23 protein-coding genes are annotated in these 26,316 nt (G+C 52.5%); 20 read left to right on the top strand and 3 right to left on the bottom strand.

Features of this window, described 5'->3' with window-relative positions; genetic code table 11:
• Positions 1-536: 536 nt before the first annotated feature.
• The 7 genes from eutH (at position 537) to EDM54_RS24875 (ending at position 9,069) form a co-directional block, all read left to right on the top strand.
• Entirely contained in the window at positions 537-1,811 is a 1,275-nt protein-coding gene (eutH, locus tag EDM54_RS24905) for an ethanolamine utilization protein EutH (protein WP_003389271.1), read from the top strand.
• A gap of 184 nt (positions 1,812-1,995) precedes the next feature.
• Positions 1,996-2,652, top strand: a complete 657-nt coding sequence (locus EDM54_RS24900) for a TetR/AcrR family transcriptional regulator (RefSeq protein WP_122959022.1) — start codon at positions 1,996-1,998, stop codon at positions 2,650-2,652.
• Positions 2,649-3,398, top strand: a complete 750-nt coding sequence (map, locus tag EDM54_RS24895; RefSeq protein ID WP_122959021.1) for a type I methionyl aminopeptidase — start codon at positions 2,649-2,651, stop codon at positions 3,396-3,398. Before EDM54_RS24900 ends, map begins: the two co-directional genes overlap by 4 nt.
• A gap of 219 nt (positions 3,399-3,617) precedes the next feature.
• Positions 3,618-5,072: a nicotinate phosphoribosyltransferase gene (locus tag EDM54_RS24890; RefSeq protein ID WP_003389268.1), complete on the top strand. Its 1,455-nt coding sequence runs from the start codon at positions 3,618-3,620 to the stop codon at positions 5,070-5,072.
• Positions 5,073-5,375: 303 nt separating this feature from the next.
• Positions 5,376-6,632, top strand: coding sequence for a cytosine permease (gene codB / locus EDM54_RS24885; protein WP_031932101.1), 1,257 nt, complete (start codon positions 5,376-5,378; stop codon positions 6,630-6,632).
• Between the two features lie 49 nt (positions 6,633-6,681).
• Positions 6,682-7,947 carry a cytosine deaminase gene (locus tag EDM54_RS24880; RefSeq protein ID WP_003389266.1) on the top strand — a complete coding sequence of 422 codons (1,266 nt, stop codon included), beginning with the start codon at positions 6,682-6,684 and terminating at the stop codon, positions 7,945-7,947.
• A 228-nt stretch (positions 7,948-8,175) separates the two neighbouring features.
• The gene (locus EDM54_RS24875) at positions 8,176-9,069 is read left to right on the top strand and encodes an AraC family transcriptional regulator (RefSeq protein WP_003389265.1); all 894 of its coding nucleotides are present in this window, start codon (positions 8,176-8,178) and stop codon (positions 9,067-9,069) included.
• 5 nt (positions 9,070-9,074) lie between these two features.
• Here EDM54_RS24875 and EDM54_RS24870 read toward each other — a convergent pair whose 3' ends face one another.
• The 3 genes from EDM54_RS24870 to EDM54_RS27165 all read right to left on the bottom strand — a co-directional run bounded on the left by EDM54_RS24870 (position 9,075) and on the right by EDM54_RS27165 (position 10,911).
• Positions 9,075-10,307 (bottom strand): MFS transporter, encoded by a 1,233-nt coding sequence (locus EDM54_RS24870; protein ID WP_024985481.1) that lies wholly within the window; start codon positions 10,305-10,307, stop codon positions 9,075-9,077.
• Positions 10,308-10,490: 183 nt separating this feature from the next.
• Positions 10,491-10,703, bottom strand: coding sequence for a hypothetical protein (locus EDM54_RS24865; protein WP_024985480.1), 213 nt, complete (start codon positions 10,701-10,703; stop codon positions 10,491-10,493).
• Positions 10,704-10,788: 85 nt separating this feature from the next.
• Complete coding sequence (locus tag EDM54_RS27165; protein WP_255320373.1) at positions 10,789-10,911, bottom strand: hypothetical protein; 123 nt, start codon at positions 10,909-10,911, stop codon at positions 10,789-10,791.
• 690 nt (positions 10,912-11,601) lie between these two features.
• Between EDM54_RS27165 and EDM54_RS24855 the strand changes: the two genes are divergently transcribed.
• From EDM54_RS24855 to EDM54_RS24795, 13 genes are all read left to right on the top strand, one after another.
• A complete protein-coding gene (locus EDM54_RS24855) occupies positions 11,602-13,086 on the top strand; it encodes an MDR family MFS transporter (protein ID WP_227278213.1) in 1,485 nt (494 codons plus the stop codon).
• A gap of 255 nt (positions 13,087-13,341) precedes the next feature.
• On the top strand, positions 13,342-14,259 hold the full coding sequence (gene metA / locus EDM54_RS24850; protein ID WP_003389257.1) for a homoserine O-acetyltransferase MetA: 918 nt from the start codon (positions 13,342-13,344) through the stop codon (positions 14,257-14,259).
• Between the two features lie 353 nt (positions 14,260-14,612).
• Positions 14,613-15,794, top strand: a complete 1,182-nt coding sequence (locus EDM54_RS24845) for an ROK family transcriptional regulator (protein ID WP_035980150.1) — start codon at positions 14,613-14,615, stop codon at positions 15,792-15,794.
• Positions 15,795-15,992: 198 nt separating this feature from the next.
• Positions 15,993-17,651: a peptide ABC transporter substrate-binding protein gene (locus EDM54_RS24840; RefSeq protein WP_122959020.1), complete on the top strand. Its 1,659-nt coding sequence runs from the start codon at positions 15,993-15,995 to the stop codon at positions 17,649-17,651.
• A gap of 71 nt (positions 17,652-17,722) precedes the next feature.
• Positions 17,723-18,658: an ABC transporter permease gene (locus tag EDM54_RS24835; RefSeq protein WP_024985380.1), complete on the top strand. Its 936-nt coding sequence runs from the start codon at positions 17,723-17,725 to the stop codon at positions 18,656-18,658.
• Between the two features lie 4 nt (positions 18,659-18,662).
• Entirely contained in the window at positions 18,663-19,592 is a 930-nt protein-coding gene (locus tag EDM54_RS24830; protein ID WP_122959019.1) for an ABC transporter permease, read from the top strand.
• Positions 19,593-19,616: 24 nt separating this feature from the next.
• On the top strand, positions 19,617-20,636 hold the full coding sequence (locus EDM54_RS24825; RefSeq protein WP_003389251.1) for an ABC transporter ATP-binding protein: 1,020 nt from the start codon (positions 19,617-19,619) through the stop codon (positions 20,634-20,636).
• Between the two features lie 36 nt (positions 20,637-20,672).
• On the top strand, positions 20,673-22,115 hold the full coding sequence (gene pepV, locus EDM54_RS24820; RefSeq protein ID WP_024985381.1) for a dipeptidase PepV: 1,443 nt from the start codon (positions 20,673-20,675) through the stop codon (positions 22,113-22,115).
• A gap of 323 nt (positions 22,116-22,438) precedes the next feature.
• The gene (locus tag EDM54_RS24815) at positions 22,439-22,777 is read left to right on the top strand and encodes a DsrE family protein (RefSeq protein ID WP_003389248.1); all 339 of its coding nucleotides are present in this window, start codon (positions 22,439-22,441) and stop codon (positions 22,775-22,777) included.
• A gap of 14 nt (positions 22,778-22,791) precedes the next feature.
• A complete protein-coding gene (locus EDM54_RS24810) occupies positions 22,792-23,676 on the top strand; it encodes a LysR family transcriptional regulator (RefSeq protein ID WP_122959018.1) in 885 nt (294 codons plus the stop codon).
• A 99-nt stretch (positions 23,677-23,775) separates the two neighbouring features.
• The gene (locus EDM54_RS24805; protein WP_003389245.1) at positions 23,776-24,168 is read left to right on the top strand and encodes a CidA/LrgA family protein; all 393 of its coding nucleotides are present in this window, start codon (positions 23,776-23,778) and stop codon (positions 24,166-24,168) included.
• On the top strand, positions 24,146-24,841 hold the full coding sequence (locus EDM54_RS24800; RefSeq protein ID WP_039070005.1) for an LrgB family protein: 696 nt from the start codon (positions 24,146-24,148) through the stop codon (positions 24,839-24,841). The genes EDM54_RS24805 and EDM54_RS24800 overlap by 23 nt, the downstream gene beginning before the upstream one ends.
• 234 nt (positions 24,842-25,075) lie before the next feature.
• A complete protein-coding gene (locus tag EDM54_RS24795) occupies positions 25,076-26,254 on the top strand; it encodes a helix-turn-helix domain-containing protein (protein WP_122959017.1) in 1,179 nt (392 codons plus the stop codon).
• Positions 26,255-26,316 lie beyond the last annotated feature (62 nt).

The raw sequence follows: 26,316 nt of genomic DNA, 5'->3' as shown, positions 1-26,316 counted from the left end.
CACTAAATGGGGTCTTGACCAAAGCTGGCAGGGGTGCTTTTCCCATCATTTTCGAGGCGGCATGGTGGGGGCGAGGTTTGTGAGTCAGGCAAAAAACGAGTGTTGACATCGTGACTTACCGCCCATATAATTGGGTTACGATGGGAGTAAAGCAATGGAGCTTTACTGATGAATTTTCAGAGTATATGAAGAAGTATAAATTATGCGTACCGCTTTTATTTTTTTGCCTGATTGTAAGCGGTTCCAGTTTTGTCCCGCTTGTTCACAATTCACAAGTGTATACGAAAAAGCAAAGGCGCTTGGGTAATCTGCTACCAGATTACTAGGCGCCTTTATTGTTAATTTTTTCCATGCCTTTGCGAAGGAGGAGAACCATGAGGGAGAAAGCAAGCAGCCGCTGTCCAAGTCCGTGCGGCTTGCCGACGGAAGCCCCCGACAGCCGGGGAAGCCCGCAGGCAAATGGGGTGTCACGCTGGTTTAGGATCGTTTTATGCCTGACAGACGATAGAACGCGCGAGAAAAGGTGGGGTTGATACATGGACCAAATCGGCAGTTACGTCATTTACTTTATCATGATTTGTGCGGTGATCGGCGCAATCGCAGCGATCCGCAACAGTGATGAAGGGCTCGGCAAAGAATTTATGGAAGGTCTTCATTCCACCGGTTATATCTTCGTACCGGCAGCAGGTATCATGGCCTCAATTCCGTATATTTCCTGGTTTATCGACAAGGTCTGCGGGCCGATTTTCAACAAGATCGGAGCCGATCCGGCGCTTGCGGCCACCGCTATTTTGGCCAGCGATATGGGCGGCTACCAGTTGGCCAACGTGCTGAAAAGCTCCTATGAGGGCTGGATCATGGCGATGATCGTCGGATTCATGGCGGGAGCTACCATCGTGTTTTCCATTCCGATGGGCCTGGCGATGCTCGACAAACGGGATCACAAATACATGGCGCTTGGCGTGATGTCCGGGATTTTGACGGTTCCTATCGGCGCCTTTATCACCAGTGCTATCCTCGTAATGACGAATACCAAGGTGCGCGAAACAATCTCGACTGATGCGGAATCCACCTACGCCTTTGCCATCGGATACGGAAAAATTCTGATCAATCTGTCGCCGATCCTGGTGTTTGTGGTCGCCATTGCGCTCGGTCTGCGCTTCCTGCCCGACCTGATGATCAAGGCATTCATGATTTTCGGGAAGACGATGGATGCAGGCATCAAGCTCGTCCTCGTATTCTCGATCGTGGAATACTTCACAGGCGTCTTTTCCAAGGTATTTGGCTCCTGGGGCTTCGATCCGATCATTGCCGATCCGACCGATCAGTTCCGCGCCCTGGAAACGGCCGGTTATATCGGTATCATGCTGGCGGGTGCTTTCCCGATGGTGTACATGCTGCGGAAATACGCGGCGAAGCCTCTGCAGGCGATGGGCAACCGGATGGGCCTGAGCCCGACGGGAAGCGCCGGTTTGCTCGCGACGATCGCCAACATCCTGGCGATGTTCCGACTCGTTCGCTCCATGCCGCCAAAAGACAAGGTGATCAATATCGCGTTTGGGGTATGTGCGGCGTTCTTGCTGGGCGACCACCTGTCGTTCTCCGCCAACTTCCAGCCTACGATCATCCTGCCTCTGATTATCGGGAAATTCGGTGCCGGCGTGATCGCTATCGGTCTGGCCTACTGGCTGTCCGTGCCAAAAGCGCTGGAGCTGGAGAAACAGGATCGTGAAAAAGGTATTATCGGTCCAACGGAGTATCTCGAGGGACAAAAAGAGGCTGCCGCTGCGAAGGATGTTGCGGCGTCGTAAATAAAAGAACTTCCTTCCCCCTGCTATTCATCGAAAACTCACGCGGTTTTCATGAATCCAGGGGGATTTTTATTGCATTTTTTCAAAAGGGCGGACTTGGCTGGCCAAATCGCTTGCAGCTCAGTCCAAAAAGTGGTATTTTATTATCGACATACTTGCAGGTCTAAAAACAAGGAGGATATCCATGTCTCCGCGAACAAAGGAACAATGTGAAGAGTTGCGGGAAAAGCGCATTCAACAGATCATGGAGGCTGCAGGACAGATCTATTTTGAGAAAGGCCTTCTCTTTGATATTCGCGACGTCGCCAAAAAAGCGGGACTCGGTTATGGCACTGTCTACCATTATTACAGCAACAAGAACAGTCTCGTCAGTGATTTGCTGGATAGAGGCTTTGAACTGTCGGAAGCTTTGACAAGCGCTTTCTTTTCTCGGCAAGAAAAGTCGGCGGAACTGCTGGATGAGTTCTGTGCCGGGCTTTTGCGGCTGTGGCTGGAGGCACCCGCAGCGTTTATCGTCTACAAATGGGCCGCGGAAAACTTCGTGGGAATGGAAGAGCAGCTTCGCCGCACAGCCAAACAGAGATTCGACGATACCCTGTATCAGCCTCTGCTGGAGTGTATCACGCAGATGCAGGTTCAGTCGGAAGCGCTCGCGACGGGGACCGATCCCGGCCGAATCGCCAATTTTATCATCGGCACCATGGTCGGATGCTTCGGCATCTCCATGTACCACAAGGATGCAGACTTTTCACCGGAGGGAGTGCTGCTGATGATCCGAAAGAGCGTAAGTGAGCGCCGCCTCTCAGAGAGCGGAGAGAGCAAAGGGAGGAGCCGGGCGTGATTTACTTGAAGTCTCGCGAAGAGATCGAGCAGATGAGACCGGCAGGCCGGATCGTGGCGACATGCCACAAGGAAATCGCCAAAAGAATCAAGCCGGGCGTCACTACGCAGGAGATCAACGATTTTGTCGAAAAGCTGATCAGGCAGCAAGGTGGAGGGACGTACACGGACGGTTACAACGGATTCCCGGCAGCGATCTGCGCATCGGTCAACGACGTCATTGCACACGGCTTCCCGAGCAGAAAGCCGCTTAAAAACGGGGATATCGTCAAAATCGACATCGTCGCCACGTACAACGGCTGGGTAGGAGATTCTTGCTGGTGCTATGCGGTGGGCGAGGTTTCCGACGAAGCGAAAAGATTGATGCGGGTGACCAAGGAATGCCTGTACAAAGGGATCGCGCAAGCTGTGCCGGGAAACCGGATCGGAGACGTGATGCACGCGGTTCAGAGTCATGCCGAGGAAAACGGGTATTCTGTCGTGCGTGATCTGCTGGCGCATGGAGTAGGCCGGGAGCTGCATGAGGAGCCCAACTACAATCACGTCGGAGTGCCAGGCAAAGGATTCCGGCTGAAAGAGGGAATGGTGCTAACCATCGAGCCGATGCTGAATGCAGGAACCCATCGGATGAAGATTGACGCGGACGGTTGGACAGCCCGGACGCTGGATGGCAAGCTGTCAGCCCAGTACGAGCATACGATTGCGATCACGAGCGACGGACCAATCGTGCTGACGGATCAAAACTAGATCAAAGCGAAAGCCTGCTGGCGAACGGATGCGATGGCGCATTGTCGTCCGGCAGGCCTTCTTTTGCATTTCAAAGCTATACCTTGTCATCGACAAAGGCTAAAATAGAGAGAAGTATTCATGCGTTTTTCGTATACGCCAGATTCGAGGAGGGCGTCCAGCGCCGCGGTGTCCGCCGGTTTTCCGCACAGGCGCTGCAACAACAGGAGGCGAAGCAGCTTGCTTTCACCAGGATTGGCTTTACATACAGACAAGTATCAAATAAACATGATGTATGCGCATTGGATCAATGGCACCCACAATCGCAAAGCGGTTTTCGAGGCGTTTTTTCGGAAGCTTCCGTTTGGAAACGGTTACGCCGTATTTGCGGGCTTGGAGCGGATCGTCAAATACGTGGAGGATCTTCGCTTTGAAGAAAGCGATCTGGATTATTTGCGCGAGCAGGAGGAAAATTACGATCCCGGCTTTCTCGAGGAGCTCCGCAATTTTCGCTTCACGGGGACGCTCCATTCTGTCAAGGAAGGTTCGCTGGTGTTTCCAAACGAGCCGTTGGTTCGCGTGGAAAGCAGAATTTTTGAAGCGCAGCTCATGGAGACAGCGCTGCTTAATTTTATGAACTACCAAACGCTCATTGCCACAAAGGCGTCGCGGATCCGTCAGGTAGCCAAAGACGATTTGCTGATGGAATTCGGCATCCGGCGCGCCCAGGAAGCGGACGCTGCGCTCTGGGGAACGAGGGCTGTCTATCTCGCCGGGTTTGACTCTACGTCAAACATGCTGGCAGGAAAGCTGTTTGGCATCCCGACGGCAGGGACGCATGCCCATTCCTGGGTCCAGTCGCACGAAAACGAGGAGGAGGCGTTCCGCCGTTATGCAGCCGCTCTGCCTGACCAAGTGACATTGCTGGTGGACACGTACGATACGCTGGGGAGCGGGGTGCCGCATGCGATCAATATCGGCCTGGAGATGCAGCGGCAGGGCAAACGGCTGCGGGCTGTTCGTCTCGACAGCGGCGATATTGCCTTTCTTTCAATCAAAACGCGGGAGATGCTCGATCAGGCAGGGCTTTCCGACGTGAAAATCGTCGCGTCCAATGATCTGGACGAGCATACGATCTTGAGCCTGAAGGTGCAGGGGGCGAGGGTCGACTCCTGGGGAGTGGGGACGCAGCTGATTACGGCAGCAGATCAGCCTACCTTGGGCGGTGTGTACAAGCTGGTCGCCCGAGAAGGTGACGACGGCGAGTACATCCCGACGATCAAAATATCGGCCAACCCGGAGAAAGTGACGACTCCGGGAGCGAAAGACATTTACCGGCTGATCGACAGAAGCACCGGAAAAGCGATCGCGGACTATCTCTGTTATCCGTCAGAGACGGACATCCAGGAGCAGGCGCCGATCAAGCTGTTTCACCCGAGCCACACGTACTTGAGCAAGCTGGTGGAAAACTACGTGGCCGAGCCGCTGCTCGTCCCTGTCTTTGTGGAAGGCAAGCGTGTGTATCAATTGCCTGATCTGGCAGAAATCCGCCGTCATCACAAGGAGCAGCTGCAGATGTTCTGGCCGGAGTACTTGCGGATGATGAATCCCGAGCATTACCGGATTCATCTGAGTGACCAGGTCTGGCTGACCAGAGCGAGCCTGATGCAGCGCTATATCGACAAAGGAAAATAAGTTCTTGTCATAGCGATGAAAGGGTCCGCATACACTTGTGAAAAAACTAGCGGGGTCTCGTCGGCAGGTTTTCATTGACAGATGGACAAGAATCGCAGATAATTCCAATGAACTAGATACGGTACCTTTAAATCAGTCCCGTGAGGCTGACAAGGTAAGTCGGAAATCCGCTGATGGCAGGCTGGGAATCTTTGTGTCCCTTTCTGTCGTTGTGGGTGAAAGAGGCCTCTTGTCAGGAAATACGGCAGGAGGCCTCTTTTTGGTTGGGTGCCGGTCTACAAAATAACAACAGGGGTGGTACAGATGAGCACTTCATCCGTCGATAAGGAATATTCACTCGAAGCGGTTCCGAAGTCGCAGCGCAGCAGTTTTTGGCACATTCTCGTCGTGATGCTCGGCTTTACGTTTTTCTCGGCCAGCATGTGGTCGGGTGGTCAGCTCGGGACGGGGCTTACCTTTACCCAGTTCGTACTGGCCGTACTTGCAGGAAATCTGATTCTTGGCATCTACACCGGGGCATTGGCGTATATGGCCGCTGATACGGGCCTGTCCACGCATCTTTTGGCCCGCTTTGCCTTCGGGGAAAAGGGCTCGTACCTCGCTTCGTTCATGCTGGCGGCGACGCAGATCGGCTGGTTCGGCGTTGGGGTAGCGATGTTTGCTTTGCCAGTCAACAAGGTGACGGGGATCGATACGCTTTTGCTGATCGTGGTGTTCGGTATTGTGATGACGGCTACTGTCTACTTCGGCATCAAGGCATTGGCCATACTGAGCTTTATCGCGTGTCCGTCCATTGCCGTACTGGGCATGATTTCGGTTACTGATGCAGCGAACTCTGTGGGGGGACTGCAGGGACTTTTGCAATATCAACCGGCGCAAGCGATTTCCATGGCGACAGCCCTGACGATCTGCGTCGGGTCTTTCATCAGCGGCGGAACGCTGACGCCGGACTTTACCCGCTTTGCCAACTCCAAGCGAAACAGCGTGATCGCGACTGTGATCGCCTTTTTCATCGGCAACTCGCTGATGTTCTTCTTCGGGGCGATCGGGGCCATCGCGACGGGACAGTCCGATGTTTCTGAAGTGATGTTCTTGCAGGGAATGATTCTGCCGGCCATTATCATTCTCGGTTTGAATATCTGGACGACCAACGACAATGCGCTCTACGCTTCAGGCCTTGGCCTGTCCAACATTACCAAAGTGAAAATCAAAAAAGTGGTCATTTTCAACGGCGTGGTCGGGACCGCCTTGGCTTGGTGGCTCTACAACAACTTCGTCGATTTCCTGACCTTCCTCGGCTCCACCCTGCCGCCGATCGGAGCCATTATTCTGGCGGATTACTTCTTCGTCAACCGGGAGAAGTACAAGCATTTTGAGACAGCAACATTTGCCAGCGTCAATGTAGTCGCAATCATTGCCTGGGTAGCCGGTGTCCTGCTCGCGACATTCGTGCCGGGGATTCCGCCGCTCAATGCAATCATCGGCTCGGCGCTGATCTATGTCGTCGTCATGCGAGCCATGGGAGCGCACCGTTCAGCGAATCTGACGGAAAACAGGTAAAATAAAGCAGACACAGAAGCAAGCGACAAAAATGAAGAGGTGAAAGATTGTGCTTATTACCAACGCAAAGCTTCGCGGACGCGAAGGGCTGTGGCAAATCGCCATCCGTGACGGCAAGATCGTCAAAATCGCCACGGAGATCACAGGTTTTGAAGGAAAAGTGGTGGATGCGGGTGGGGCGCTTGTTCTGCCGCCGTTCATCGAGCCGCACATCCATCTGGATACGACTTTGACAGCAGGAGAGCCTAGCTGGAATGTGAGCGGAACGCTGTTTGAAGGCATCCAACGCTGGTCGGAGCGCAAGCAGACGCTGACCAAGGAAGATGTCAAAGAGCGGGCCAAAACAGCGCTCAAATGGCAGGTGGCACAGGGGATTCAGCATGTTCGCACGCATGTGGACGTCACAGACCCCAGCCTGACCGCGCTGCACGCCATGCTGGAGGTTAAGGAGGAGATGGCTCCGTACGTCAATCTCCAGCTCGTCGCTTTCCCGCAGGAAGGCATTCTTTCCTACGCCAACGGAGCGGAGCTGCTGGAAGAGTCGCTTCGTCTCGGCGCTGACGTTGTCGGAGGAATCCCGCATTACGAATTTACCCGCGAATACGGCGTCGAATCCATGCGGCTCGCTTTTGGCCTGGCTGAGAAATACGACCGTCTCGTAGACATTCACTGCGACGAAATCGACGATGAGCAGTCCCGCTTCGTCGAGGTGGTAGCCGCCGAGGCACTCCGTCTGGGGATCGGGGAAAAGGTGACGGCTTCGCATACGACGGCCATGCATTCGTACAATGATGCCTATGCGTCGAAGCTGTTCCGTCTGCTCAAGCTGTCCGGCATCAACTTCGTGGCCAACCCGCTGGTCAACATCCACCTGCAGGGGCGGTTTGACAGCTATCCAAAACGCCGCGGCATCACGCGCGTGAAAGAGATGGTGCAGGAGGGCATCAACGTCTGCTTCGGCCATGACGACATTTTCGATCCGTGGTATCCGCTCGGTACCGGGAATATGCTGCAGGTGCTGTTCATGGGCATTCACGCCTGCCAGCTGATGGGCTACGAGCAAATCGTCGACTCGATTGATCTGATTACCGTCAACAGCGCGAAGACGCTGCATATCGAAGCGGAGTACGGCATCGAGGAAGGAAAGCCGGGCAATCTGATCATTCTCAACGCACAGGACGAATACGATGCGATTCGCCGCCAGGCTACCGTCCGTTACTCGATTCGGCACGGGAAGATCATCGCCGAGACGGAGCCGAGCCAGCCTGTTCTCCGGTTTGGAGATACGAGTGAAATCGTGACGTTTAAAAAATAGGAAAAGCAGTTTGCTTTTGCGCCAGAGAAACATGTTCTACGACAGATAAGCAGCCTGATGCGATCAAGCCGCTTATCTGTTATTTTTATTTTAGTTCGCTTTGAAAGCCGGCCTGGACGCGGACGTCTGCCGATGCTGTTGATACTCTAGACAATGAACGGATTGCCCGGTATCTGAATAGGGCCCATCGTATGTCTACAAGGGGGTGCTTGTATCCACCAATTACTCTTGCTTCAAAAAGCAATCGATTATATCGAAGATCATATTAAAGATGAAATCGATCCGGAAAAGCTGGCGGCGATGGCTGGATATTCGCCCTACCATTTTTATCGGATTTTTCACAAGCATACCGGTTTCACGATCATGGACTACGTTGTCAAAAGAAAGCTGCAATACGCGATGTATGAATTGGCGAACGGCGAAAAGATCATTCAAATCGCGATGGATTATGGCTTCGAGACCCATTCCGGCTTTACGAAGGCATTCAAGAAATGCTTTGGCAGCCCTCCAAGCTTATACAAGCTGCATTGTCCGCTATCGCTGCCGCAAAAATTAAATCTCTTAAGCCTCCATGAAAAAAATACAGGCGGAATCATTATGCAGCCGAAGATCGCGAAGCGGAGCGCGTTTTATGTAGCGGGTAAAGCGTTCGAAGGCGCTTTTGAAAATGTCCGTTATACGAGGGACGCCCCGGCATTTTGGCAGCAACGAGGGTTAACCGATGGCTCGATAGAACGGTTTCTCTATCAATTATTATCCCCTGAAAAGCATGGCGAGTACTGCATCAATATAAGCAACGAGCAGGACAAGGACCGATTTACGTATTTATTTGCCGTACATTACGATAACGATCGCCCTCTTCCAAAGGAACTGACGGCCTTTCTCATCCCGGAAACCACGTACGCAATCTTTCGGACGCCGCTCGTGGAACCCGCACAGTTCGTCCCCTCCATTAAAGGAACGTGGCAATACATCCTTGAAGATTGGCTGCCGCAATCGTCTTACGAAATAGATGAAGCCGGCTTTGATTTCGAATACTACGATGAACACTGCCATTACTGGGATTACGAAAAAATCTATATGGAAATCCATATTCCCATTATCGAAAAAGAAAGAGGGTGATCGATTCACCCTTTCCGTTTTTTCAAGAGCTTATGGTAGAAAACTAGGACAGGGGTCAACAGAATGGCGCTTGCCACAATGGCCGTCCTGATGGTAAAGCTCGAAGCGATATAGCCGATTACGGGTCCGCCGCTGATTTGCCCGATGGCGTCGACTTGCCCTTTGACGGAAAAGAAGGTCGCACGCGTGGACGAGTCGGGAATGATTTTATTTAACCAGATGTCCTCCAAAGGATGCATCACAGATCGCGTCACCTGGATGATGACGTAGAATGCGATTAAAACAGCGCCAAGCGAAGAAAACGCAAAACCGAGCAATGAGGCGATAATCACGCTGCTCCCGATAAACAGCGATACATAAATCAGACGCAGATGCTGATGGATCGGGCTTCGACTTACAAAGTGCAGGATCACGTAGGAAATGAGCACGATGATGAGCTGAATGCTGCCAACTACCGCCACGAAACTACCATCCATTACGTCCGATAAATGGGATACGTTCAAAAACTGGGATATCCACAGCCGGTCGAATCCTTCACTATAAAATCCGACAAACAAGGCAATGAGAAATAGGATGCGGATGATCGCGCTTGTTTTCGTAAAATGAATGATCGTATTCATATTCACCTTGATGCTCTGCCAACTCGATTTTCGTTCCTCGCGATCCGCAGGTTTGAAATTTTCTTCTCTCATGGCAAAACTCAAAAATACAGCAAGCCCAATCATACAACTCCCGCCGATAACGATCGGCAGATTAACCATAAAAAAACCTGTGGCCATACTTAAAGGGATCGCGATGATTTCCCCAAGCCTGTTCGCTTTAGCCCCTTTCATAAAGGCAAGTGAAGCGCGATCCTCCCCTATTTCATCGGCAATCCAGGCTTGTTGCGAGCCGCTTGTACATGTATAGCCGAGCCCCCAAAGGACTTGGCTCAACAGCACGGGTATAAAATGCGGAAAGAGCCCCTCTACCAGAAAGCCAATGCCGATCAACGCATAGCCAATGATGATAGAAAGCTTCCGGCTTTTTAAATCTGAAACAACTCCCGTTGGAATCTCAAAAAGAAAAACGGATAGTTCCAATACCGTTCCAACGAGAACGAGCTGAAACGGATCGAGCTTCACGACTTGTACTTGATAGAGCAGATTCACCGTAAATACAAAGGTGAAAAATAGCTGTGACAGGAAACACGTATAGATGTATACGTGAAATGGATCTCTTGTTTGCAATGGCTTCATTTCTTTCCCTCCCGGCTTGATTATAGAGGGGGAGGAAAATGATTTCTGTTCCAAATTTGCGATCATGGGAGACATTGCCGGGACCGGCTTGGGATGTTTGACAATCTGGTTTTGATTGCGGAGGAATGGCGTGTGAGGGACGCAAACAGGAGGACGAATACGCTCTACATGGCAGGCACAGCATTAATATCTTTTGCCGTTATGTGAAAAAAGCGTCCTGACTTTGGCGTAAACGCGCACGGGCAAGCTCGGAAATACAAAAGCCAGCTCTCCCGGCACGAGAGAAGGAATCTCTTCAGGCGTTTCAATGATATGTTCGATACCAAGCTTTTTCAGTGCGTCCGAATACTGCTTGGCGTCCGCCCAGCTAACGACGAAATAAAGTGATTTTTCCACGGAACAGACTCCTTTTTGCTCTGATGATAGGCTCGTCGTGACAATGAATGAATCCTCCCCCAAAAACAAGGGGAGGATTTGCATGTTAGCCCAAGTAATATTTGGCGGCCAGCAAACCTGCCACCACGAACCCGATGAAGATGACAAATATTTTCAAATCTTTTACGGTTCTCCGAATCATTTCGGCATCTTGTTTTGTATGTTTCATGTTCCGCTTTTCCCCTCTCTGGAATGTAATGCGTTCCAAAAGGGGAGCTGCCCACGAAGATCGACCCGTATCGGATCGGCATTAGCAAGGTCCATTTTAGCAGCGTCTGGATCACAAACAGGAATGTCACGAGCGGGGCGGCGTACGTTTGCTGCAAATTCCGCAACTGGTCCATGAACAGGGAGCCTTGCAGCTTTTGCTTCAAAAACTTGACCGTAAAATGAGGCCGGTAGCTGACAATCTGGACGGCTTCGCTTTTTACGGACGTGTACTTGGCCGTTGCATCGGAAGCAAATGTATCGGCTGGCGAGGGGGTCGCCGGGAACATGCACAAGCAAGCGATGATTATCGCGAGAATCCATTTATATATCAACCATTTTGAGCGGGGGGCCATTTTGTCTCCCTTCTAGCAAAAGATCATTACCCTCTATCATACGCAAAAAAAAGGGTGATTTCCAGATTGGAGCCACGCTGGCCTCATTTGGCAGGACTCTTTCCCGCATGCTTTCGGTGGAGCGTATTTTCAGAGCTTTCGGGCATGCATACCGCCGTCAGCAACATAGCAATCGGTAAGAAATCTGTGCAGGCATTTCAGGCTAAAATAAGGTTCTAAAAACGAAGCGGGAGGGCGGCAACGGTTCAAGAGAGTCCATGAAACAGGGCGCATTTGCCAAGGAGAGGAGAGCGATTGTGGAAAAACGCGAAGTGCAGCATACAGGAGGGACTTTCGGGAGCAGAGGCAATTTTGTCGTGGTCATGGTCATGATTCTGGGCGTGTTCGTAGCTATCTTGAACGAGACCCTGCTCAACGTTGCCTTGTCCAAAATCATGGCCGACATCGGCATTTCACCAAGCAAAGCGCAATGGCTGACGACCGGGTACTTGCTCGTGATCGGAGTCCTCATACCGATTACCGCCTATTTGCTCCAGCGGTTCACGACAAGGAGCCTGTTCCTGTCGGCGATGGGCTTGTTCACAGTGGGAACATTCATCGCGGCGATCTCGCCAGGGTTCGCCTTGCTGGTAACCGGCAGGGTGCTGCAGGCTGCCGGGACTGGACTGTTGTTTCCTTTGCTGACCAATGTAGTATTTGCCATCGTCTCTATTGAAAAAAGAGGCTCAGCGATGGGGACCATCGGGATTGTAATCACCTTTGCCCCTGCGATCGGACCTACGCTGTCCGGCATCATCGTCGAGCATTTCAGTTGGAGGGTGCTTTTTTACGGTGTGCTGCCTATCGCTTTGTTTGTAATTGGCTTTGCCTATGCCAAGCTCAAGAATGTGACAGAGACGACGAATCCCAAAATTGACGTCATCTCTCTTCTTCTCTCGACCTTCGGATTCGGAGGGATTGTGTACGGTTTTAGCAGCGCTGGCGAAAGTCACGGGGGATGGACGGGCAATGGCGTCCTCATTCCGATCGTCACCGGGGCCGTTTCTTTGGGGCTGTTCGTATGGAGACAGCTCGTCATTCCGCAGCCGCTGCTGGATCTGAGGGCGTTTGGATACAAGGTATTCCGCATCTCGACGCTGATCATGATGATCGTCATGATGGCGATGTTCTCGGCGATGATGCTGCTGCCGATTTTTCTGCAAAACGCGCTGGGATACAGTCCGCTGGAAGCGGGTCTGGTCATGCTGCCCGGCGGAGTGGTGATGGGGATCATGTCTCCGATCACCGGACGGTTGTTTGATAAATTCGGCGCGAGGTGGCTGGCGGTCATCGGCTTGGCGCTGATCGGAAATACGCTCTGGCAATTTGCCATCATTACGCTGTCTACCTCTTACGGGATGATCATGCTGTTGAACACGCTGCTCATGCTGGGCATCTCCATGCTGATGATGCCCGTGATGACCAATGCCCTAAATGAACTGCCGCCGCCGCTATACCCCCACGGCACAGCGATTATCGGCACGCTCCAGCAGGTATCGGGTGCGGTCGGGACAGCGCTTCTCGTGACGGTCATGACGAATGGCTCCAAGCGGTTTCTGGAAAGTCCGTCAGGCGCGCAAAATGATGCTACGGGAAAAATCCTGGCTATGCTTGCCGGGATGAAAAGCGCGTTCCTGCTGGCATTCGCGCTGATTGCCGTCGCTTGGGCCTGCTCGCTGTTTCTCAGACGGGCAGCCGCACCGGAAAAAGAGCCAGGCGGGAAGCGAGTATCTGTGCACTGACGGCTGCGGATGTCTGAGTCTGATGAAAAGCGGACGGCGGAGAAATGAAAGCGATAGAGACGTACGCGGAAAAAATGCAAGCCAAAGCGAATGCCTGCCTAAGGCAGTACCCCCTGTAGTCCGTTTTCCTGCTATAGTAGAGACAGAACATTTTGAATGCAGGGAAAAGTGAAGCAGGAATCTTAAGTAGTCATGGCGAATTAGTCGGATTATTGTCTGACGACAGCGTTGTGACGGACTGAAAGGGGGAGAAACATGCCAATCAAATTGCCTGATGAGTTGCCGGCGACAGAGATATTGGAGAATGAAAACATCTTTGTGATGAAGGAGAGCAGGGCGTTTACCCAAGACATTCGCCCGCTGCGCATCGTCATTCTCAACCTGATGCCAGTGAAACAGACTACGGAGACCCAACTGCTCCGCCTTTTGGGGAATACCCCGCTGCAAGTGGAGGTCGTTTTGCTGCACCCGTCCAGCCATACCTCCAAGAACACGCCGGAAGAGCATCTGGCCACCTTCTACAAGACCTTTGAGGAAATCAGGCACGAGAAGTTTGACGGAATGGTTATTACCGGAGCGCCCGTGGAGCAGATGGATTTTTGCGAGGTGAACTACTGGGAGGAGCTGCAGCAAATTCTCGACTGGAAGATGGCCAACGTGACGTCGACACTGCATATTTGCTGGGGCGCACAGGCAGGGCTGTACCATCATTTCGGCGTTCCGAAGCATCCGCTTCCCGAGAAGCTGTTCGGCGTTTTTCCGCACACCTTGAACAAGCAGAATGTGAAGCTGTTCCGCGGGTTTGACAACGTATTCTACATTCCGCACTCCCGTCACACGGAGAATCGGCGGGAGGACATCGAGAAAGTGCCGGAGCTGGAGATATTGTCCGAATCGGAGGAGGCGGGTGTGTACATCGTTGCGACGAAAGACGGCAGGCAAATTTTCGTCACCGGACATTCCGAGTACGATCCGTGCACGCTGCGGGAAGAGTATGAACGTGATGTGAGCAAAGGCCTCGAGATTGCCATTCCCAGAAACTATTTCCCGGGGGATGACCCGAGCCTACCGCCAGTGGTCAGGTGGCGCGCTCATTCCAACCTGCTGTTTTCCAATTGGCTCAACTACTATGTGTATCAGGAAACGCCCTACGATTGGAATTCGATCAAATAAGGCTTGCCAACCATCCGCATTTGCCGGGTGGTTTTTTCTGCGGTCAAGAGAGGAAAAGACGCGGTCGGTCGGCTCAAAATCAAGCAGGGGAGGGAAGGAGCGAAAGGCATTTTCAAAAAAATAAAAAGCGTCGCACCATTTGGAAATAACAGTTGACTTCATACAGGATGCCAGATAAACTCATTATTAACACCAATGGAGAAATTAAAAAAGCTATCCGACCGAAATAAAGCAAAAATCGTCTGCTCCTCGTGTTTGATCGGAGTATTATCCATCTTTTACCACACAATTTATAACACTGTTGGATAAATAAACCTTGAAACGCGAATATGTGGAAGAGGAGCATGTCCGTGATGAAAAAAATCGTAAAGCAGGACCAGGACGTCATCAAGCAGCACAACAAGCAGATGATCCTGGACATCATTAAAAAGCAGCGTCCGATTTCCCGGGCCGAACTGGCCAAGATCACCAAAATGAGCGCCACCTCCGTCGGCCGCTTTGTGAGCGAGCTGTGCGAGGAGGGCTTGGTGCAGGAGACGGATTTGACATCCTCGGGTGTCGGACGCAAGGCGGTCCAGCTGGACATCATAGCGGACGCCGTTTATACCGTGGGAGTCGAAATCGAAAAAAAGCGCATCAAATTCGGGATGATGGATTTCAGCGAAACGGTGGTAGAGCATCACCGCGTCGCTCACACGGCATTGGAGTCCTCGCCTGAGGAAACGGCAGCATTGATTGGCCGAGAGATTTCCGGCCTGATCAAGAAATGCAAGATTTCACCCGAGAAAGTCGTAGGCATCGGAATCGGTGTCCCTGGCGTGATCGATTACGAAAAAGGGATTGTCCAGTTTTCCAGTACGCTCGGTTGGAAAAACGTGCCGTTTGCAGCTCTGGTGGAACAAATCCTCGGGATCAAGACGGTGATCGACAACGACCTGAAAGTGAAAATCCTTTCTGAATACTTGTACGGTTCGGCCAAGGGGTCGACGAAGACGACCTTGATCGGGATCGGTACCGGTATCGGTTCGGCACTGATTATCGACGGGGAGATCTTCCGAGGAGGATCGAACAGTGCCGGGGAGCTTGGGCATACGACCCTGGACCCCAACGGCAATTTGTGTGAATGCGGCAAGCGCGGCTGCCTGCAGACCTATGTAGACGAAAACGCCCTCATCACCGAAGCGCGGCGCGTCAAGGAGATCACTGACATCGGCCAAGTGTTCGAAGCGGCGCGTGCCGACGAGCGCTGGGCCAAGGAGATCGTCTCTCGCACAGCCCTGTACATCGGGATTACGATCAACAATATCGTCTGCATGTACAACCCGGATACGGTGATTCTCAGCGGAGACTTGATCGAGAACTACACCGAAATCGTGGATTTGGTTCACGAGCACTGCGAGCAAGTGATCTGGGAGCCGTTCAAGGGAACCTTCCGCATCATCGCTTCGGAGCTGAAGGCAGAAGCCATCGTGATCGGCGCGGGCGCTCTGGCGCTGCAGCACTTCGCCCCGCTGGCCGGAGCCGATTTTGCCTAGGGCAGTCGGTTCCCTAAGGCAGTTGGCTACATGAGGCAGTCGGCCTGTTTCTCTCCTGCTGATCGTCTGGCTTTCTCCGCTTGAGAAAAGAGCCGTGCGATGCTGTTACTCGTGTATGAGACAGCGCTTCGTCATGAAAGTGAAAGCGCCGTCTTTATGCAAATATACTTCTGACACCAAAAATAGGGGGACAGATCAATGAAGAAGAAGTGGTCCACATCCTTGCTATGTCTACTGATGCTGGTCAGCCTCGTCGCCACGGGATGCAACTTCAGCGGCGATAAGGGATCGGGCAGTGCTCCCGGAGGAACAGCACCCGCGGCAGACGGTCAGCAAGCGAAAAAAGAAAGCGTTATCAACCTTTCCTTTGAAAACGAGATTAAAGACCTGAACCAGTTCTCTACCTCGGACAACATTTCGTTCTCCGTGCTGAACAACGTCAGTGAAGGTCTGTACCGCCTCGATGAGAAGCACGAGCCGCAGCCTGCATTGGCAAAAGGCGTGGAAGTCTCTCCAGACGGCTTGACCTATACATTTACCCTGCGTGACGGGATCAAGTGGAGCAACGGCGATCCGATCACCGCAGCCGACTTCAAATTCGCCTGGCTCGGAGCGATGAACCCGCAAACCTCCAAAGGCGGCTATGCTTTCATCCTGTCCGACTACATAAAGGGCGGCGCTGAATACGCATCCGGAAAAGGCAGCGCGGATGCTGTCGCAATCGATGCGAAAGACGACAAGACACTGGTGGTTACGCTGAACCAGCCGACACCGTACTTCCTGCGTCTGACTACCTTCATCCTGTACTTCCCGCTCAACGAGAAGTTTGTAACAGAGAAGGGCGCGGATTACGCACTGAAACCGGAAAACATGCTGTATGCAGGCCCGTACAAGCTGACCTCGTTTGACCCGGCTTCCGGAGCGACGCTCGTGAAAAACGAAAACTACTGGGACAATGCCAATGTAAAAGTGGAAAAAATCAACCTGAAGGTCATCAAGGAGCAAAGCACAGCGCTTAACGCTTACAAGGCAGGCGAGCTCGACCGCGTCATGCTCTCTTCTGCAGACGTTGACACCTTCAAAAACGACCCTGAGTATACGACAGACATCGAGTTCCGTACCAACTACATCCAGTTCAACACCAAAGGGGAAGGCACGTCTAACCTGAACATCCGCAAGGCTCTGCAGCTTGCCTATGATGCGACCATTTTGGAGCAAGTGATCTTAAACAACGGCTCCAAAGCGGCAACCGGCATGATTCCGGTCCAGATGAGCGGTGTCGACCACAAATCGTTCCGCGACCTGCAGGGCGATCTGATCAAGGCCGATGCGGCGAAAGCGAAAGAGTACTGGGAGCAAGGCGTGAAGGAATTGGGCAAAGCGCCGCAATTGAAGCTTCTGGTACCGGATGATTCCCTTTCCAAGGACCTGGGTACCTTCCTGCAAAGCGAATACAAGAAAAACCTCGGGATTGACGTAACGGTTGAAACGAAAACCGTAAAAGCACGCAACCAGCAAATGGACGAAGGCAACTACCAGTTCGGCGTAACCGGATGGGGAGCGGACTACGACGATGCGATGACGTACCTCGACCTGTGGGCGAACCATACGCCTTACCGCGGCAACTACGAAAATCCGAAGTACGATGAGCTGATCGCATCCGCGAAAAAAGAAGTCGATGAAACAAAACGGATCAACATGCTGCTGGAAGCAGAAAAAATCCTCCTGGCCGAAGACGCGGTAGTTTCTCCGCTGTTCTACAGAGGAAACTCCTTCCTGCAAAAGCCGCACGTGAAAAACCTGATTTTCCATCCGTACGGTTCCCCGGTGGAATACAAGTACGCAACTGTGGAATAACAGCTTGACTTGCGGGAAGAAGAGAAGCCCCTTCTCTTCTTCCTTATCTTTCTGCTACAGGAGGTGTACGCATGAAACGATATATCGGCATGCGGCTGGTGTATCTCCTCATCACCCTGTTTGTCATCACGACGGCTACATTTTTTCTGATGAAACAGCTTCCCGGTACGCCGTTTGACGAGGAAAAACTGAACAGACTGCCCGTAGAGGAGCGGCAGCTCTTGTACGCCAGCTACGGTTTGGATCAGCCGGTGTACGTTCAATATGTGCGCTACCTGGCGAACGTCGTTCAAGGCGATTTTGGTACTTCTTTTACCTATAAAAACATGCCCGTCAAAGACATTATCGCAAACCGGATCGGGCCATCCGCCCTGATCGGTCTGCAGGCGGTCGTACTCGGTTTGTCGATCGGCCTGATCTTGGGAATTATCGCAGCCTACCGGCATAATTCCGCCTGGGATTACTTCACGATGTTTATCGCCGTGCTGGGGGTCTCGGTCCCCAACTTCGTTCTGGCAGCACTCTTGCAATACTACGTCGGTCTCAAGTGGGGGCTGTTGCCTGTCGCTTTCTGGGACAGCTACGAAAACTCGATCCTGCCGTCCGTCGCACTCTCCGTGGGCGTAGTCGCGATCATTGCCAGATTTGCCCGCAATGAAATGCTGGAGGTACTGCAGCAGGACTACATTACGACGGCAAAGGCGAAGGGATTGACCAATATGGCAGTAGTCATGCGGCACGCCGTTCGCAACTCGCTGATTCCTGTCGTCACCATTTTAGGTCCGATCGTCGTCAATCTGTTGACCGGATCACTAGTTATCGAAAACATTTTTGGGGTACCCGGCATCGGAAGCCTGTTTGTGGATTCAATCAAAATGAACGACTATTCCACGATCATGGGTATCACCATTTTCTATAGCGCGTTTTACGTGTTCATCATGCTGATCGTCGATATGTTGTACAGCGTGATCGATCCGCGAATCCGTCTGGCTTCGGGAGGGGAGTGAGAACATGCAGCAGCAAGAAAAAGCGAGTCTGGACCATTTATTTCGACCCGCCAGCGTCAGCGCGAAAGAACCGGAAAAAATTTCACGGCCCCCTCTCACAGCCTTTCAGGACAGCTTTCGGAGGCTGCGGAAAAACCGGGCGGCCATCGTCAGTCTGATCATCCTGATCCTTTTGGGGGTGCTGGCCATCATCGGGCCGTGGATGACGTCCTATACGTATTACGATACCGACTACAGTGCAGTGTACAAGGCGCCGAACGCCGATCACTGGCTGGGGACGGACAAGTTCGGCCGCGATCAATGGGCCCGCATCTGGGAAGGCACCCGCATTTCGCTGTTGATCGCTGTGCTGGCAGCGGTGCTTGATCTGGTGATCGGTGTCGCGTACGGAGCCATCTCCGCCCTGGTCGGCGGCAGAGTGGACAATGTCATGCAGCGGATCGTCGAGATCATCATCGGGATTCCGAGCCTGATCATCATCATTTTGCTGATGATGGTGATGGAGCCGGGGATCATGACGATCATGCTGGCGATGGTCATTACCGGATGGGTAAACATGGCCCGTCTGGTGCGTGCGCAAATCCTCAAGCTGAAGGAGCAGGAATATGTGCTCGCGGCTCGCTCCCTGGGAGCATCCAATACGCAAATTATTTTGAAGCATTTGATTCCCAACACGATCGGGATTATCGTGATCAATACGATGTTTACGATTCCGTCGGCGATCTTTACCGAGGCGTTTTTGAGCTTTATCGGCCTTGGCCTGCAAGAGCCGATGGCTTCACTGGGCGTGCTGATTCACGACGGATATCAGGCGATCAATACGCAGTACCATTTGCTCCTGTATCCGGCTATCGTGATCATCGCCATCATGGTTACCTTTAACATCCTGGGCGACGGTTTGCGGGACGCGCTTGACCCGAGAATGCGCAAATAGCATCATGACGAGGAGCGAAGCGACATGAACAAACTACTGGAAGTCAGGGATTTGGAAGTGTCCTTCTCGACGTATGTCGGGGAAGTGAAGGCGGTGCGTGGCGTCAGCCTGGAGCTTGACAAGGGAGAGACGCTCGCCATCGTGGGCGAATCCGGCTCAGGCAAGTCCGTCACCTCCAAAAGCCTGATGCGTCTTTTGCCCAGCCCGATGGCACGGATCAAGAACGGAGAAATCCTGTTCGAGGGCAGGGATGTGGCCAAGCTGTCGGAAAAGGAGATGCAGGACATTCGCGGCGCGGAAATCTCGATGATTTTCCAGGACCCGATGACCTCGCTCAATCCGACGATGACCGTCGGGAAGCAGATCGACGAAGTCATTTTGAAGCACCAAAAGGTAAGCAAGGCAGAGGCGGCCAAAAGGTCGGTCGAGCTGCTGGCGCTGGTCGGCATCCCGCAGCCGGAGACGCGGTACAAGCAGTATCCCCACCAGATGTCCGGGGGCATGCGGCAGCGTGTGGTGATCGCCATGGCGCTGGCCTGCAACCCGAAAATTCTGATCGCGGACGAGCCGACGACCGCACTCGACGTTACCATCCAGGCGCAAATTCTCGACCTGATGAGAGATTTGCAGGAAAAGACGGGGACGGCCATCATCCTGATTACCCATGATCTGGGGGTCGTCGCCAACATGGCCTCGCGCGTGGCGGTGATGTACGCGGGAAAAATCGTCGAGGTCGGCACGGTGGACGAAATCTTTTACCAGCCAAAGCACCCGTATACGATGGGACTCTTGGCCTCCATGCCCAAGCTGCACATGCAAGAGGAGCAGTTGATGGCGATTCCGGGTACGCCGCCGGACCTCTTGGACCCGCCGAAGGGCTGCGGATTCGCCTCGCGCTGTCCGTACGCGCTGGAGATCTGCCTGTCGTATCAGCCGGAGCACATGCGCTGCTCGGATACGCATCAGGCGGCTTGCTGGCTTTTGGATGAGCGGGCGCCGAAAATGGATGACACGGTCGGCTGGAGAGAACGAAGCTTGACCTGACAGATAAAGGGAACGAGACGGAAAAGGGTGAAGAGCATGGACTGGATGGATGAGGTACAACGGCGAAAAGAGGAGCTGCTGGAGGATTTGGGCGGCCTTTTGCGCATCCCGAGCACGTACGACCTGTCGACGGCAGGACCGGATCAGCCGATGGGGGCCGAGGTGGCGCGGGCGCTGAGCTATATGCTCGAGCTGTCCAGCCGGGAGGGCTTTCGCGTAAAAAATGAGGCGGGCTACTACGGCTACGCCGAGTACGGCCCGGGAGCGCCAGATGACGACTATATCGCCGTCCTCTGCCATCTGGATGTCGTACCGGCGACCGGAGAATGGACAAGCCCGCCGTATGAGCCGTCCATCCGCGACGGAAAGCTGTATGCGCGCGGCGCTATCGACGACAAGGGACCGACGCTGGCTGCTTTTTACGCGTTGAAAATCGTCAAGGAGTCCGGGCTTGCCCTCAAGCGGAACATCCGCCTCATTTTCGGGACCAATGAAGAAAATCAGTGCCGCTGCATCGAGCACTACAAGGTGATGGAGAAGAAGCCGCTGACCGGCTTTGCGCCCGATGCGGACTTCCCGATCGTCCATGCGGAGAAAGGGCAGATCAACACGAGAGTGGTTTTGCGGCAAATAGGGGCAAGCGCCTCGGCAAATGAAAACGACCGATCCGGGCTTTTCCTGGCATCGTTTTTTGCAGGCGGCGTTCCCAATATGGTGCCGGAAGCGGCCCGGGCCAGGGTAGCAGGTCCAGAGGAGAGGCTGGAGGCGCTGGCAGAGGAGTTTCGCTCCTATCTGGCTGCTTGCGGCCGCCCCGGACAGGTGCTGCTGGAAGACGGAGAAGCGAGCTTTCATTTGGAGGGCAAATCAGCCCACGGGATGGAGCCCGACCAAGGGATCAACGCGGGCCTTCTGCTGATTCATTTTCTCAAGGACTATTCGTTCCAGGAGGATGCGCAGCGCTTTTTGGCCTGCACGGATGCCTATCTGTTCGAGGATTGGCGGGGCCGGGCGCTGGGAATCGCCAGCGAGGACGAGATTACCGGTCCGCTGACAATCAACTCGGGGATCATCCAGTACGAGCCGGAGGGCGAGTCTTTCTTCCATATCAACCTCCGCTTCCCCGTCTGCGACGATGACAGCCGCATCCTGCCGCAGATCGAAAAGAGCGTCGGCAAGTACGGCTTCATCGTTGAGCCGCCGATCATCAAAAAGCCGCACCACGTAGACCGCTTGCATCCGGTCATCCAGGTGCTGCAGCGCGTCTATCGTGACGCCACGGGCGAAGAGCCCAAGCTGCTCTCCACCGGGGGAGGCACATATGCCGCCCACATTCCGAACGGCGTCGCTTTCGGACCGCTGTTCCCGGGCAAAGTGTCGCTTGCCCACCAGCCGGATGAGTTTATCGGGCTGGACGATCTCTTCAAGTCCGCCGCGATGTATGCGCGGGCAATGTATGAGTTGGCTAACGAGGATTTGTAAGTTGAGAGGGAATAGGTAAGGTAGTGAATATTGAAACCTTACTACCATATTGAAACGATAACTACCAAATTGAAATTTTTATTGTTATAGTCAACTTGCTGCAACTTTTTTAAGAATTGCATGTGATGCGACTATCTATCCGTAAAATGAGAGACTGTTCCGCGAGTAGAAATTTTCTATTTCGGAGCGGTCTTTTTTACAAGCATGTTAAATTTGTCATGTTCGTTTTCATCAACTGGTCAAAACCAGCCAAAGCATTTCTGATCCACCGCTCATGTATGGTAAGCTGGTAACAACGATACCTGCAAAAGGAGGAACAAACCATGCATAACAAGGTCATCCTGCTCGCTTCCGACCAATTCGGAAAAGGAGAGCCCGAGCTCGGAGAAATCGTGATGGAGACCTTTCTCGTACACGTCAAACAGGCAGAGCAAAAACCGGCCGCCATCTTCTGCATGAACCGCGGCGTCTTCAACCTGACAGAGCAATCGCTCGCCCATCTTCATTTAAAGGAGCTGGAGGAGCAGGGAGTCCCCGTGTACGGATGCAAGACCTGCGTGGAGCATTACGGGGTGGCGGACAAGCTGAAAGCGGGACAGATCGCGGGCATGAACCTCTTTGTCGAGCTGTCCGGCAAGCATGAAGTGTTCACCATCTCCTGATCGGAGCTATTGTCATGGACATCAAGCAGCTTCAGTACTTCGCCGAGGTGGCGAAGCAGAAAAGCTTTACCCGGGCGGCAGAGGTGCTCCATGTCTCGCAGCCGTCCATCAGCAAAATGCTCAAGAGCCTGGAGACGGAACTGGATGTTATCCTGCTCGATCGGACCGAGCGGAAAATCGAATTGACCGATGCCGGACAGCTCGTCTTTGAGTACGCCCAGCGAGTCCTGCAGATCATGGGCGACTTGACGGCTTCCATCGAAGAGCTGCGCCAGGTGGAGCGGGGATTCGTCAAGCTTGGCTTGCTGCCGACGGTAGGTGCGTTTCTGCTGCCGGCGGCTATTGCCGGCTTCAAAAAGCGCTACCCGCATATCGAGCTTGAAATGAGGGAGTACAGCGCGAGGCCATTGGAAGTACAGGTCGAGCAAGGCCATATCGACATCGGCTTGACCGTGCTGCCCGTGGACGAGGGACGCTTCGAGGCAATCCCGCTGCGGTCCGAGGAGATGGTCGCCATCGTGCACCAGGAGCACTGGCTGTACGGGAGAGAGAGCGTCGATCTGAAGGAGCTCGAAGACGAGTCATTCGTCTTGTTTACAGAGGAGTACGCGATGCATGACGTGGTCCGGCAAGCGTGCTTGCGGGCCGGCTTTGAGCCGAAGGTCGCCTACATGAGCTCGCTGTGGGATTTTGTCGGGGAGATGGTCGCCGCGCAGATGGGCATATCCCTCGTACCGCGGTCTGTGGCCGAGCGCCTGAACAAAGGCCGCCTTCACGTCGTCGCCCTTTCCTGGCCGCCCATCGATTGGACGTATGCGCTGATCTGCCGCAGGGATCGTTATTTGTCTCACGCCGCCCGGGCGTTTATCGGGTTTGTTCGCGAGCAAAACTATGCATAACTTTTTTGCATAGATTTGATGATGTTTATATATTGTACGAATAGCAAGAGAGCCCCTTACAATGGTGCTATGAGTTAGCTGGTACCGGGGGTGGTCTCGATGAAAAAATGGCTGACGGCATTGCCGCAGATATTGATTTTGTTTGTGTTTGCCTGGCTGGGAAAAGCGGCAGCAGCGTTTTTCCAACTGCATATACCTGGCAGCCTGATCGGCCTTGGCCTGCTGTTCGCGGCTCTGCAATCGGGCCTGGTCCGCCTGAAATGGGTGGAAGCGGGAGCGGCTTTGCTGCTGTCCGAAATGATTCTGTTCTTTATCCCCTCGATTGCGGGCATTGTCCAATACCCGTGGATGCTGGGTGTAAAAGGGCTTCTCGTTTTGGCCGTGGTCGTCAGCGGAACGGCCTTGGTGATGATCTCCACAGGAGTTCTGGCCCAGCGGCTGTTCCGATGGAGCGGGGTGAGCGAGCAGCGTGATTCTGTGGAAAACCTGTAGCGTTGCTGTTACCCTCGCCTTGTATTGGGGAGCCAAGCGCATCAGCGCCAAAAAGGCGGGTCTGCTCTTTTCTCCGGCCATCCTGGCACCGCTGGGAATCGTCTTGCTCGTTTTGCTGTTCGATCTCCCCTTTGCAAGATACAAAGAAGCGACGTCGTTCTTTGCAGACATGCTCGACGTGGTGACGGTCGCCTTCGCGATCCCGCTCTATCGGAACTGGCCGATACTTGCGGCAAATTGGCGGATGATCGTCGGCAGCCTGGCGCTCGGCTCTCTGTCGGCTGTATTGGCCGGGGTGGTGAGCACCTTCTTCCTCGGATTGGGGAGTGAAGCCGCCGTCAGCGTCATTCCTCGCTCGATTACCATGCCGGTAGCGGTCAATCTATCGAAGGCGTTGGGCGGAGAGCCTGAGCTGACTGCAGCATTTGTCATGCTGACCAGCTTTGCCGGTGTCTTTCTCGGACCGAAAATCATCAAGCGCATGCGGCTCCAGCATCCGCTCGCCGTCGGGCTGATGTACGGGATGGGCGCCCATGCGCTCGGCATGGCAAAAGCGTTCGAGCGCGGTGATGTCGAGGGAAGCAGCGCTACGCTGGCGGTCATCGCCGGGGCGATGATCACGGTTGTTTGGGCTTATGTGTTTTTTCCGGTAGTGCAGTCGTGGTTGTTGTGAGGGATGGAAAAAGATAAGAGTAGTTAAGGATAGAGAGGCAAGGGGAAAGTTCTTGCTGCTCTATCTTTTTATTTTTTAGGATTGGAATGATAGTTTTCATTTCTATACTTCTGCTTTACTGAACTTGGGTAATAAAAGAAACCTTCAATTTACAAAACAAATGCACCAATGTTAATATTTGGGTGAAAACTGACTGTTAGAGAAATGGGAACAGTTTATTGGAAGGTGGCAGTCGTGAAGGAAAGTGTACATACACTTGAATTTGCAACCATCGGAGATGTCCTAAAAAAATATAGAAAACAGTCTAACTTAAGTATTTCACAACTAGCTAGATTGACGGGTGTTCACAAAGGAGTCATTGCAAAGATTGAAAACGGAAGTACCAGGCGTCCGGGATTAAAAATAACAATGCCCTTAGCTAAGGTATTGAATATTCCGACTGATAAGATTGTTGAACTCTATATTGAAATCGATAAACGTCCTGAGGTGTTATTTGGACTGCTTAATGAGGCAATTCGGTTGTTCAATGTTCCACTGGCCGCAAGAGTTGCTCAGCGGATTCTTGAGACACCTTATGAGGAAAGCTATTCCTTAATGGAACGACTGTACAACTTTGTTTCCTCTTTATCAGATCTAAGATTTCAGCTGCCGCTATACCACGTAATTATAAAGTATGCCAGAGAACGTGGAATGCAGCGGTTTCTGGCAAAAGGACTATTGAACAAATACCTGATAGAAAGAGATGATTTCAATCGATTAGAAGAGACCTATTACACCGGAGAAGAAATCTTGCACTATGTTGATTTTTTGAGTAATGAGGAAAAGGTAACCATTTATTACAAAATGGCTTTTCATGCTCATGCTATGAAAAAGTATGAAAAATGTATTGAGTTCGGAAAGATGGGACACGCCGCAGATCTTACACACAATGAGCTAAAAGAGCGAGTAGCCTTGGCAATCTGCAATTCATATATGTTCCTGGGAGATTATAGGGCTTTAGAACAACACCTTGATTTATTTGAAAAGCTAAATTACCGATTTATCATTGAACGGATTAAATTTTTTCGCGGGACTGTTTATTCAAGAACAGGCAAATATGAGGAAGCTATTCCCTTGTTAAGGGAATGTCTGGTTGAGACCACAGAAGTTAACCGGATATTTAGACTCACCGAGTTATTTGATGCACTGTGCAAAGTGAGTGACCTTAATTCGATTAAAAGTTTTCTTGAGGAAGAGGAGAAAAAAATTCAGATTTTCGATAACGACCCCTATCAATATTCTGAGTTAGGGAGATTTTACAAGCTAAAAGGTAATTATTTCATGACGAATGGACTTATTGATGAAGGGATGGAAGCCTATATGCAAAGCATCTATTACTTTGAGAAGATCGGTGCCCTGAAATTAATAATGTAAGCATAGTGTTTCCCTATAAAAAATGGATACCCCTCTCGATTATGGTCAAGACCCCATTTAGT

This window comes from Brevibacillus borstelensis (genome assembly GCF_003710865.1).
GTDB classification, from domain to species: Bacteria; Bacillota; Bacilli; order Brevibacillales; family Brevibacillaceae; genus Brevibacillus; species Brevibacillus borstelensis.
Note: the sequence above shows the minus strand (reverse complement) of the source record. Positions and strands in the feature narration are given on the sequence as shown.

Coding starts and splice junctions, on each gene's coding strand:
- EDM54_RS24825 (WP_003389251.1), top strand. CDS start 19,617: ATGAACAAACTACTGGAAGTCAGGGATTTGGAAGTGTCCTTCTCGACG.
- EDM54_RS24840 (WP_122959020.1), top strand. CDS start 15,993: ATGAAGAAGAAGTGGTCCACATCCTTGCTATGTCTACTGATGCTGGTC.
- metA (WP_003389257.1), top strand. CDS start 13,342: ATGCCAATCAAATTGCCTGATGAGTTGCCGGCGACAGAGATATTGGAG.
- EDM54_RS24870 (WP_024985481.1), bottom strand. CDS start 10,307: ATGAAGCCATTGCAAACAAGAGATCCATTTCACGTATACATCTATACG.
- EDM54_RS24805 (WP_003389245.1), top strand. CDS start 23,776: ATGAAAAAATGGCTGACGGCATTGCCGCAGATATTGATTTTGTTTGTG.
- EDM54_RS24815 (WP_003389248.1), top strand. CDS start 22,439: ATGCATAACAAGGTCATCCTGCTCGCTTCCGACCAATTCGGAAAAGGA.
- EDM54_RS24835 (WP_024985380.1), top strand. CDS start 17,723: ATGAAACGATATATCGGCATGCGGCTGGTGTATCTCCTCATCACCCTG.
- pepV (WP_024985381.1), top strand. CDS start 20,673: ATGGACTGGATGGATGAGGTACAACGGCGAAAAGAGGAGCTGCTGGAG.
- EDM54_RS27165 (WP_255320373.1), bottom strand. CDS start 10,911: ATGAAACATACAAAACAAGATGCCGAAATGATTCGGAGAACCGTAAAA.
- eutH (WP_003389271.1), top strand. CDS start 537: ATGGACCAAATCGGCAGTTACGTCATTTACTTTATCATGATTTGTGCG.
- EDM54_RS24810 (WP_122959018.1), top strand. CDS start 22,792: ATGGACATCAAGCAGCTTCAGTACTTCGCCGAGGTGGCGAAGCAGAAA.
- codB (WP_031932101.1), top strand. CDS start 5,376: ATGAGCACTTCATCCGTCGATAAGGAATATTCACTCGAAGCGGTTCCG.
- EDM54_RS24900 (WP_122959022.1), top strand. CDS start 1,996: ATGTCTCCGCGAACAAAGGAACAATGTGAAGAGTTGCGGGAAAAGCGC.
- EDM54_RS24830 (WP_122959019.1), top strand. CDS start 18,663: ATGCAGCAGCAAGAAAAAGCGAGTCTGGACCATTTATTTCGACCCGCC.
- EDM54_RS24845 (WP_035980150.1), top strand. CDS start 14,613: ATGAAAAAAATCGTAAAGCAGGACCAGGACGTCATCAAGCAGCACAAC.